Here is a 10798-nt window from a genome sequence, read left to right on the forward strand (position 1 = left end):
TCAGTATAAGCCTTCCTGCCGGAAAGAGAATTACTCTTGAACTGGACGATAAACTGGAGTCACCACTTTATGTTCTTCCTGGAAAATACATACCGAAGCCTGAGAATGCTGAGAGTTCCGTATGTGATCAGTGGTTCCGGAAAAACAGTTCCGGAGGATACAGGAACTTATCCTAAAAGTGCCCTTGTGACGACTGATACAGAGATTGAGAGCCAGAGTATGGTTGATTATCTGTGCAGCTGCGGACATAAAAGGATCGCCTTTATTACTTCCGGAGATGAAGGTCTTGGAAGATGCCATCTCAATGGCTATAAAAGGTCACTGGAAAAAAATGGACTGGAGTATGATGAGAAGCTTATAATTCGTTTAAAACCAGGTAAAAGAATCTATACGATTGAGAATGGTTATAACTGTACCTGTGAGCTTTTGAAATCGGGGGTGGATTTTTCCTGTATTTATGCAATTTCAGATACTCTGGCGGTAGGCGCCTGCAGAGCAATTATTGACAGTGGCAAAAGAGTGCCGGAGGATTATTGTGTGGCAGGAGCTGATGGTCAGGACATTGCGGAATATTATCATCCATCCATCACCACATTGAAATATCCAAGAGTGGAAACTGCCCAGCAGAGCGTCCGTACTCTGTTTGATCTGATCGACCGGAAAAAGGTGGTGAAACGGCAAATACTGTGCGGAACTCTTATAGAGCGGGAGTCTACACGCAAGCTGTAAGGTGTAGCTGTTGCTATCCAGACATCGAAAAGGAATCTGTGAAAATATTTGAGAAGGATTATCATGCGTTACGATCCGCTCAGATATTTTTACAGATTTTTTTGTTTTTGCACTTTTTAGACAGATTTTTGTAAGTTTTAACGAGGGAAATCCGTTGACAAAAGCGACAGCTTGCTTTATTATAAGAAGTGAATAAAAGGCAAACCTGTTGAAAGACAGGGACGCAAAGCCAAGGGTCTAAGGTCTCAGGACTATGACAGCCGGTTGCCGCATTGATATTGATTAGGTAATGTAATATGACAGGAGACGTGGTTCTTCTATTTGTGGCGACCGTTTATTTAATCTGATAAACGGTTTTTTTATTTCCACAAACTGATGGGACTGATAGTTTCCAGATAGCGGCAAGTCAGTTACATTATAGTTCAAGAAAGGTGTGTTATTTATGAAAGGAAAGAAATTAACAGAGTGGCTCGCAAATAAAAAAGTTGTTTCCAGTTGTGCTGCTATAGCATTGGCAGCAGTGATCGGCGGCGTTTCATTATTCTCAGGAACAGGAGAAACACCTGAATTCCCCAGTTACACAGATCCAATCATGGAGGCTTCCATCATAGAAGATGAAACTCCACTGGCTTCCCAGCCGAAGACTACTGTGAAGACTACCTCCAGTACCAAGACAACCAGGAAGACTGTTAAATTAAAAAAGGCTTCCAAGAAGAGCTACACCAAGAAACTGAAAACCAAAACAAAAGTAACCAATAAAACAAATAAATCCGGTAATACAACAGTAGATACCAAGACAACCGTTGTTACCAAAGCAACAGCGAAATACACCAAGAAATCCAAAAAGAAAGTTGTTACATCCAAGATCACAACAACTGTTCAGACAACAACTACACAGCAGGTATCAATTGACAATGAGACCGCTGTAAGCACCACTTCTTCTGGTACTTCCGCTGCCCAGGTAACTGCAGCAGCAAGCTCTTCACAGAACCAGAGCAAACACGAGGAAAATGTAGCAAGTGTTGCAGGCAAGATGGACAATCGTGTAATTGCAGCATATCAGCAGCTGGGATTTAAGCTTGTTGTTGATCCATCCGTCAACTATTCAGGATATTTTGATGCAAGATCAAGATCTATTATAATGAAGCAGATTGATGATTCTGTTTATCATGAGCTGGGTCATTTCCTTGCATTTATCGCAGGAAATGCAGATAAGACAGCAAGCTTCCAGAGCATTTTTGCAGCTGAGAAGGCAAATGTTACAGCTTTTAATAAAGCCTATGTAACACAGAATGCTTCCGAATATTTTGCAGAATCTGTTAAGGATTACATCCTGAACAATGCTTCCCTGAAGAGCAGCAGACAACAGACTTATGCAGCTGTTCAGAATGCACTGAATCAGATTACAGACGCACAGATCGCTAAGATCCAGAAAATCTACGGAGCGTTCTGGAATTAATAATTTTAAAGATGACCGGCACCCGGAGAAATATCTCCGGGTGTTTTACTGTGAATAGAACAGGCGTGGGAAACCGGTATTTTATAAAAAGGTAAGTGACAGCTGGTACTTATCTTTGGGTCACCGGGAGAACAGGACTCTTATATATGTCGAAGAGTCGGGATATGTGTCGACAGAAAATTCTTGCAATGAAAAACCTTAGGTGTGTATAATACAAAACAAAGGTTATCACTTTCTTGCAGGCAGGGATAGATATATTGGGGGCACTGGTCCGAAGTGAACAGTAACAGTTACTGTTCACTGGTAACGTTCCGCGAGGTGTTTTTTGTGAACAAAGTTCACAGAAAACCCGAGAGTTGCGGCGCGAAATCATGCAAAGCATGATTTCTGTGCATCGCGAAGCGCGTTACTATGAACGGAGTGAACAGTAACCAGTAACATATATTTGGAATGGATGTAGACACGGCGCCTGAAATGTGTTAGAATCAACTTTAATAAGTTTTTTGAAGGATGTTTTTATAATTCAGTATATAGCTTCTGTCTAATCAGACATTTGTATCCCGTTAAATCAAAATTGAAATGTGTTTTAGAATTGTATTAGTCGAAGAGGTAGATGATTGATGAAAGAAAAGTATGAATCATTATCCCTGGCTACGCTGAAAGACTTGGCAAAAGCCAGAGGGCTGAAGGGCATTTCTACTATGAGAAAGCCTGAATTAATTGAACGTATGCTGGAAGAGGATAAGAAAGAACAGACTGCAGAAAATGAGCAGACTATTTCCGGAACAGCAGAAGAGAATACCATACCTGCAAGACCAGAGTATGTGGTAGCAGAAAAAACAGAAAATTCGGGAAGTGTTTCTGCACCGGAGAGAAAAGAGGCACCAACCAGATCCCGTACCATTATACGGCGCAATCCTGAGTATCGCAGCAATAATTATGGCAGAAGTGAAAATACGGGACGTCAGAACAGCTATAATGGAGAAAACAGACCGGAGAACTTTGTGAAGCGCACTCCTGTAGCGAAACCTGTAGAAGTGGTTCCGCCAGCCGAATTAAGACCAGAGGAAACGGAACAGCCCCGTACAGGCGCAGCCAGTGAGAACCGTACAGAAGAGGGGGTAAGCAATGCTTACAATGTTCCGGCTGAAACGGTCCAGCTTGACAGTGGCGAAAAGGCCAATGGAATCCTGGAGGTTATGCCAGATGGTTTTGGATTTATTCGAAGTGAGAATTATCTTCCAGGAGAGAATGATATCTATGTTTCCCCGTCACAGATCCGCAGATTTAATCTGAAGACAGGGGATATTATTCAGGGAAATATCCGTATTAAAACACAGGGGGAGAAATTCAGTGCCCTTTTATATGTAACGTCTATCAATGGTTTCCATCCAAGTGAGGGACAGAAGAGATACAATTTTGAAAACATGACCCCAATCTTCCCAGATGAACGTCTGATCATGGAGCGTCCCGGCGGAACTACTGCCATGCGTATCGTAGATCTGATCAGCCCTATCGGAAAGGGACAGCGTGGTATGATTGTTTCCCCGCCTAAGGCAGGTAAGACTACTTTGCTTAAGGATGTCGCGAAATCTATTCTTAAGAATAACAAGGATATGCATCTGATCATTCTTCTTATTGATGAACGTCCTGAGGAAGTTACCGATATCAGGGAAGCAATACAGGGACCGAACGTGGAAGTTATTTATTCCACATTTGATGAGCTTCCGGAGCATCATAAGCGTGTATCCGAGATGGTTGTAGAGCGTGCACGCCGCCTTGTAGAACATAAGCAGGATGTTGTGATCCTTCTGGATTCCATTACCAGACTGGCAAGAGCGTATAACCTGGTTGTTCCTCCAAGCGGAAGAACTCTGTCAGGAGGTCTTGATCCGGGAGCACTTCATATGCCGAAGCGCTTCTTTGGTGCAGCACGTAATATGCGTGAGGGAGGAAGCCTTACCATTCTGGCCACTGCACTGGTTGACACCGGAAGCAAAATGGACGACGTTATTTACGAAGAATTCAAGGGAACCGGCAATATGGAGCTTGTTCTTGACCGCAAGCTTCAGGAGAAACGGGTTTTCCCGGCCATCGACATTCAGAAATCCGGTACCAGACGAGAAGATCTGCTTCTGAGCAAAGACGAGCAGGAAGCTGTATATATTATGCGAAAGGCTCTTAACGGGATGAAGTCTGATGAGGCAGTGGAACAGATCCTGAACATGTTTGCACGTACTGCAAATAATGCTGAATTTGTGCAAATGGTAAAAAAACAGAAATTGTAATGTTCACAAAAAACACCGTGCAGAATATTATCTGGGATTAGTTTTAGAAATTTTTATAAATAACTTGCATTTCTCAGAACCCCATGCTATAATCAATAGGCTGTGTAAAGTGTGAATTCGTCAGATTCAACGCAAATAAAATAGAATAAATATAGAGAGGTGAAAATCATGAGAGAAGGAATCCATCCGAATTACTATCAGGCAACTGTAACCTGCAACTGCGGTAATACTTTTGTAACAGGATCTACCAAGCAGGACATCCACGTAGAAATCTGCTCCAAATGTCATCCGTTCTATACAGGACAGCAGAAAGCTAGTCAGGCTCGTGGACGTATCAATAAGTTCAATGAGAAATACGGTCTGAATAAATAATTTGAATATTACTGAATGAGAAGGTTGAGGTTGGGAAATCTCAACCTTTCTTTGTAACTGGAGGATAAAATGAAACCATCCAATATCGGTGGACAAGCTGTAATGGAAGGCATTATGATGCGCCATAAGGATAAATACTCCATTGCAGTACGACGTCCTGATAAAGAAATTGAAGTAAAAGTGGAAGACTATAAATGCATTTTCGGTAAAGCCAGGATCTGGCGGAAACCAATCATCCGCGGAATGGTAAGCTTTATTGATTCTCTGGTAACCGGAACGAAATGCCTTATGTATTCAGCTGAAATTGCAGGTGATGAGGAGGACGAGGAAGAGACCAGAAAGAATGCTGCTCTTTCTTCGGAAGAATTGGAAGTCAAGAAGAAAAAAGAGGACAAGGCATTTAAAGCCTTGCTTTATGTAACTGTAGCCGTTTCTATTGTAATTTCCATTGCAGCCTTTATGCTGCTTCCTTATGCACTGGCCAGTCTTTGCCGTAAAGTAGGCGCTTCGGAAGTGGTGGTTACCATTGTGGAAGCGTTTGTGAAGCTGGGTCTGTTTATGGGATACATGATCCTGATCTCCAGAATGAAGGATATTCAGAGAACCTTTATGTATCATGGTGCTGAACACAAATGTATCAACTGTGTGGAAAATGGTAAGCCACTTACTGTGGAGAACGTGCTTGAAAGCTCCAGATTCCACAGACGCTGCGGAACAAGCTTTCTGTTCCTGGTTATGATAGTAAGTATTTTCCTACATTTTATTTTTGTACTGGTACCGTCTTACTGGTTCCGTCTTTTCGGCCGTCTGCTCATGGTACCTGTAGTATCTGGAATTTCATTTGAAATTATCCAGTGGGCAGGCAGGACAGACAGTAAATTTGCCTTGATGATGAGCAAACCTGGTATGGCAATGCAGAAATTTACCACAAAAGAACCTACAGCTGATATGGCAGAGGTTGCCATCAAGGCTGTGGAGGCTGTGTTTGACTGGAGAGCATATTTAAAGACAGAATTCAATCTGGATATTCCATATGAGAACAAAGAAAACGGTGATCTTTCCGCTGCTTCCGCGCAATCTGAAAGCGGGGAGAGTGAAGAACGTACCGGGAATGTACCGGAAACGGGAGCTGCACAATGACTTCTCTGGAAACACTATTAAAAGAAGGAACCAAGGTTCTGGAACAGCATAAGATCCAGGAAGCCAGGCTGGATGCCTGGCTTCTTCTGGAGCATGTGACCGGGATGAACAGAGCCTTTTATTTCGCTCATTCAGCTGACGGGATGGATGAGGAAAAAGCGGACAGATACTGGGAACTGATCCGGAAAAGAGCAGCTCATGTTCCATTACAGCATATTACCCACCAGGCATATTTTATGGGATTTGAATTTTATGTAAATCAAAACGTACTGGTTCCGAGGCAGGATACGGAGACATTGGTGGAGAAGGCTCTGGAAGTTATGAAAGGGAAAAAGACACCAGGGATTCTGGATATGTGCACCGGATCGGGGTGTATTCTTTTAAGTCTTCTGGCACTTACCGGGGATGCATATGGTGTGGGTGCTGATGTTTCCCCACTTGCTCTTCAGGTGGCAGATAAGAATGCGGTAAGCCTGGAAGTGTCAGACAGAGCTGTTTTCGTGGAAAGCAACTTGTTTTCGTCAGCTTTTTTTCAACAAAACACTGGCAAAGATATGCCTCAGTATGATATCCTTATTTCGAATCCCCCCTATATCAGAAGTGCAGAGATTGAAAATCTTATGGAAGAAGTGCGGGATCACGATCCAAGACTTGCACTGGATGGCCATGAAGATGGTCTGTATTTTTACAGAAAAATCGTATCGGAGGGAAGGGCTTTCCTGAAGGAAAATGGCTGGATGCTGTTTGAAATCGGATATGATCAGGGCGAAGCTGTGAAGAGTCTGATGCGGGAAAATGGCTTTTTTGATGTACAGATTGTTAAAGACCTGACGGGACTTGACAGAGTTGTGTTGGGCAGACGATAGTTTTATATAAGTAAAGAGAAGAACATAACAGGAGGAAAACCATGTTTGACAAGTTGGACGATTTGCTCATACGTTTCGAGGAAGTTCTGAATGAGCTGGGGGAGCCAGATGTAACATCTAATCCAGATCGTTTCCAGAAGCTTATGAAGGAACAGAGCGACCTGCAGCCAATTGTGGATACCTATAAGGAATATAAGAAAAATAAAGAAACCATTCAGGACAGCCTTTCCATGCTGGAAGAGGAGAAGGATGAGGATATGAGAGAAATGCTCAAGGAAGAGCTTTCCGATGCCAAGAAGCGTGTGGAAGAGCTGGAGCATGAACTGAAGATCCTTCTTCTGCCTAAGGACCCTAACGATAATAAGAACGTTATCGTGGAGATCCGCGCCGGTGCCGGTGGAGATGAGGCTGCTCTTTTTGCAGCTGAGATCTACAGAATGTATGTAAAATATGCAGAATCCAGGCGCTGGAAAACAGAGATGATGAGCTTAAACGAGAATGGAATCGGCGGATTCAAAGAGGTTACCTTTATGATAAACGGTGCCGGAGCTTATTCCAGACTGAAATATGAGAGTGGCGTACACCGGGTACAGAGGGTTCCGGAGACGGAATCCGGCGGAAGAATCCATACTTCCACCTGTACGGTTGCAATTATGCCGGAAGCTGAGGAGATTGATTTCCATCTGGATATGAACGACTGTAAATTCGACGTATTCCGTGCTTCCGGAAATGGCGGACAGTGCGTCAATACTACAGACTCCGCAGTACGACTGACCCATATTCCTACAGGAATCGTAATTTCCTGTCAGGATGAGAAGTCCCAGCTGAAGAATAAGGATAAGGCGTTAAAGGTTCTTCGCTCACGTCTGTATGAGATGGAGCTGGCCAAACAGCATGACGCAGAAGCAGAGGCGCGAAGAAGTCAGATCGGTACAGGTGATCGTTCTGAGAAGATCAGAACCTACAATTTTCCACAGGGACGTGTAACAGATCACCGTATCAAACTTACACTTCACAGACTGGATAACATTCTGAATGGAGATCTGGATGAAATCATCGACAGCCTGATCGCAGCAGACCAGGCAGCGAAATTGAGCAATCTGCAGGAACAGTAAACTTAGAGCCTTTTTCAAACACGCTCTAAAACAACAATCATATGAAAAATGGGAGGGTATTACCTATGAAAAAAACAGCTCTTGTAATCATGGCAGCCGGAGTTGGAAGCAGATTTGGAAATGGAATCAAGCAGCTTGCACCAGTTGGCCCAAATGGTGAGATCATTATGGATTATTCCATCAGAGACGCACTGGAGGCTGGCTTCAATAAAATTGTATTTATTATCCGTAAGGATCTGGAAGAAGAATTTAAAAGCACCATCGGTGCAAGAGTAGAGAAGATCGCAGAAGTTGCGTATGCATATCAGGAAATGGAGAAACTTCCGGAAGGCTTTGTGAAACCGGCAGACAGAACCAAACCATGGGGAACCGGCCATGCTGTTATCTGCGCAAGAGAGTTCCTTACAGAGCCATTTGCAGTTATCAATGCAGATGACTACTATGGAAAGGAAGCATACGTAAAAGTACATGATTATCTGGTTCAGGAGAAGCCGGCAGATGATGTCCTGCATATTTGTATGGCAGGTTTCCGTCTTGGAAACACCTTAAGTGATAATGGAAGTGTTACAAGAGGACTTTGCCACATTACAGACGGAAAGCTTACAGGTGTTACCGAGACACACAATATTTTTAAAACAGCAGATGGCGCTGAGAGTCGCGAAGATGGCCAGCCGGCAGAGAAGCTTGACTTAAACGAGCTTGTTTCCATGAACATGTGGGGACTGACTCCTGCGTTTATGGATACTTTATACGATGGATTTGTAGAGTTTCTTCAGAATGTAAAAGCTGGTGATATCAAGGCAGAGTATCTTCTTCCGGTTATGATTGATGCATTGATCCAGAAGGGAACTGCCCAGGTAGATGTGCTTGAGACAAAGGATACCTGGTTTGGTGTAACTTACCAGGAAGATAAAGAGGTTGTGATCAAAGCCTTTAAAGAGCTTACCGAGGCTGGCGTATATCCAAACGGACTTTACAAATAAGATTATCGGATACTGTATATTGTAATTGTTTGCAGTTTTGCCTGAAAATATGGAAAAGAATGTATGATTCCTATATGCTTTCAGGTGTAATAAGCAAGGAGGATAATTAGATATGGGAAAATATTTTGGAACAGACGGATTTCGTGGAGAGGCAAATGTTCAGCTGACAGTTGATAATGCGTTTAAAGTAGGACGTTATGTAGGTTGGTATTATGGACGTGACCATAAGGCGAAGATCGTAATCGGAAAAGATACCAGACGAAGCAGCTATATGTTTGAGTATGCCCTTGTTGCAGGACTTACCGCTTCCGGAGCAGATGCTTATCTTCTGCATGTAACCACTACTCCAAGTGTATCCTTTGCGGTTCGTACAGAGGATTTTGACTGCGGTATTATGATTTCCGCAAGCCATAACCCATTCTATGATAATGGAATCAAGCTTCTGAATGGAAACGGACAGAAGATTGAGGCTGAGATCGAGGAGCGTATTGAGGCCTACATTGATGGCGAGATCGAGGAGCTTCCTCTTGCACGCAAAGAAGACATTGGACGTACTGTTGATTTTGCTTCCGGACGAAACCGCTATATCGGATATCTGATCTCCATTCCAAGCCGTGATTTCAAAAATGTAAAAGTTGGACTTGACTGTGCCAACGGAAGCTCATCCGCAATTGCAAAAAGTGTTTTCGAGGCACTTCAGGCGAAAACTTATGTGATCAACAATCAGCCGGATGGAACTAACATCAATACAAACTGTGGATCCACCCATATCGAAGTCCTTCAGAAATATGTGATAGACAATGGCCTGGATATCGGATTTGCTTATGATGGAGATGCTGACCGTTGTATCGCAGTTGATCATCGTGGAAATATCATCGATGGTGACAAGATTATGTATGTCTGCGGTAAATATCTGAAAGAGCAGGGGAAACTGAATGGAAATACTGTTGTTACCACAGTGATGTCCAATATGGGACTTTACAAAGCTCTGGAGCGTGAAGGAATGCGTTATGAGCAGACTGCAGTTGGTGACAAATACGTTGCCGAGAATATGATGGCAAATAACTACAGCATTGGTGGAGAACAGTCCGGACATATTATTTTCAGCCGCTATGCAGCTACAGGTGATGGTATCCTTACTTCTCTTATGGTCATGGAAGCATGTGTAGATAAGAAGTCTACTTTATGTGATCTTGCCAAAGAGATGAAGGTTTATCCGCAGGTTCTGCGAAATGTACGTGTAGCAGATAAGAAGACTGCGCGTGAGAACCCGAAGGTGGTTGAAGCAGTCGAAGCGGCAGGAAAGGCACTTGGCGATTCCGGACGTATTCTGGTCCGTGAGAGCGGTACAGAGCCGCTGATCCGTGTTATGGTGGAGGCCGAGACAGATGAGCTTTGCCATCAGTATGTAGACAGTGTTGTGGAAGTAATGGAAGCCGAAGGGCTGATTGTTGGTTGAGAATGAAAATCAGAAAAACAGCATTAATATTGACAGCGGTCATGGGGCTTTCCCTTCTGGCTGGCTGTGATAATGAAAAACAGCAGATTTTTAAGGAAGCAGAGAAAGATCTGGAGCAGGGCAGCTATGAGTATGCGCTGGATGAATTTACTACTTCTGTGAATAATGGTGTGAAGCCTGCAGTGTCTTACCGCGGGATTGGAATCTGTCAGCTGCGTCTGGGAAATTATGAGGATGCCATTACTGCCTTTACCAGTGCTCTTGGCGAGGAGAAAGTAAGTAAAAGTATGGCCCGGGATCTGTATCTGTATCGTGCTACGGCACGTCTGCAGGCTGGCTATCTGGATGATGCCATGGCAGACTGTCAGGTGCTTGCCCAGAATTATG

General features: G+C 43.5%; 10 protein-coding genes and 1 riboswitch. All 10 genes read left to right on the forward strand.

Translation table 11 applies throughout. The features are described from left to right. The first annotated feature begins 36 nt into the window (after positions 1-36). Complete coding sequence (locus tag AB5170_RS10920) at positions 37-729, forward strand: LacI family DNA-binding transcriptional regulator (protein WP_368361378.1); 693 nt, start codon at positions 37-39, stop codon at positions 727-729. Positions 730-917: 188 nt separating this feature from the next. Next, positions 918-1001: riboswitch (cyclic di-GMP riboswitch) on the forward strand. 170 nt (positions 1002-1171) lie between these two features. Next, complete coding sequence (locus AB5170_RS10925) at positions 1172-2188, forward strand: hypothetical protein (protein WP_368361379.1); 1017 nt, start codon at positions 1172-1174, stop codon at positions 2186-2188. Between the two features lie 620 nt (positions 2189-2808). Then, complete coding sequence (gene rho, locus AB5170_RS10930; RefSeq protein WP_368365066.1) at positions 2809-4476, forward strand: transcription termination factor Rho; 1668 nt, start codon at positions 2809-2811, stop codon at positions 4474-4476. A 168-nt stretch (positions 4477-4644) separates the two neighbouring features. Then, complete coding sequence (gene rpmE, locus AB5170_RS10935) at positions 4645-4848, forward strand: 50S ribosomal protein L31 (protein ID WP_148461074.1); 204 nt, start codon at positions 4645-4647, stop codon at positions 4846-4848. A gap of 69 nt (positions 4849-4917) precedes the next feature. Further along, positions 4918-5988 (forward strand): DUF1385 domain-containing protein, encoded by a 1071-nt coding sequence (locus AB5170_RS10940; protein WP_173773970.1) that lies wholly within the window; start codon positions 4918-4920, stop codon positions 5986-5988. Beyond that, positions 5985-6854 carry a peptide chain release factor N(5)-glutamine methyltransferase gene (gene prmC / locus AB5170_RS10945; protein ID WP_173772862.1) on the forward strand — a complete coding sequence of 290 codons (870 nt, stop codon included), beginning with the start codon at positions 5985-5987 and terminating at the stop codon, positions 6852-6854. The genes AB5170_RS10940 and prmC overlap by 4 nt, the downstream gene beginning before the upstream one ends. Before the next feature lie 41 nt (positions 6855-6895). Further along, positions 6896-7969, forward strand: coding sequence for a peptide chain release factor 1 (gene prfA, locus AB5170_RS10950; RefSeq protein ID WP_118578120.1), 1074 nt, complete (start codon positions 6896-6898; stop codon positions 7967-7969). A 65-nt stretch (positions 7970-8034) separates the two neighbouring features. After that, positions 8035-8952, forward strand: a complete 918-nt coding sequence (locus AB5170_RS10955; RefSeq protein ID WP_173773969.1) for a sugar phosphate nucleotidyltransferase — start codon at positions 8035-8037, stop codon at positions 8950-8952. A gap of 112 nt (positions 8953-9064) precedes the next feature. Beyond that, positions 9065-10411 carry a phosphoglucosamine mutase gene (gene glmM, locus AB5170_RS10960; protein ID WP_148461077.1) on the forward strand — a complete coding sequence of 449 codons (1347 nt, stop codon included), beginning with the start codon at positions 9065-9067 and terminating at the stop codon, positions 10409-10411. 2 nt (positions 10412-10413) lie between these two features. Continuing rightward, positions 10414-10798, forward strand: a 385-nt coding sequence (locus tag AB5170_RS10965; RefSeq protein ID WP_368365065.1) for a tetratricopeptide repeat protein, incomplete at its 3' end; no start/stop codon positions are given.

Source organism: Ruminococcus sp. RTP21484sp1_RTP21281st1_A8_RTP21281_210402 (assembly GCF_040914025.1).
GTDB classification, from domain to species: Bacteria; Bacillota; Clostridia; order Lachnospirales; family Lachnospiraceae; genus Blautia_A; species Blautia_A faecis.

Bases quoted from the DNA above. Each gene is read 5' to 3' on its own strand.
- AB5170_RS10925 (WP_368361379.1), top strand. From the start codon at position 1,172: ATGAAAGGAAAGAAATTAACAGAGTGGCTCGCAAATAAAAAAGTTGTT.
- rho (WP_368365066.1), top strand. From the start codon at position 2,809: ATGAAAGAAAAGTATGAATCATTATCCCTGGCTACGCTGAAAGACTTG.
- rpmE (WP_148461074.1), top strand. From the start codon at position 4,645: ATGAGAGAAGGAATCCATCCGAATTACTATCAGGCAACTGTAACCTGC.
- AB5170_RS10940 (WP_173773970.1), top strand. From the start codon at position 4,918: ATGAAACCATCCAATATCGGTGGACAAGCTGTAATGGAAGGCATTATG.
- prmC (WP_173772862.1), top strand. From the start codon at position 5,985: ATGACTTCTCTGGAAACACTATTAAAAGAAGGAACCAAGGTTCTGGAA.
- prfA (WP_118578120.1), top strand. From the start codon at position 6,896: ATGTTTGACAAGTTGGACGATTTGCTCATACGTTTCGAGGAAGTTCTG.
- AB5170_RS10955 (WP_173773969.1), top strand. From the start codon at position 8,035: ATGAAAAAAACAGCTCTTGTAATCATGGCAGCCGGAGTTGGAAGCAGA.
- glmM (WP_148461077.1), top strand. From the start codon at position 9,065: ATGGGAAAATATTTTGGAACAGACGGATTTCGTGGAGAGGCAAATGTT.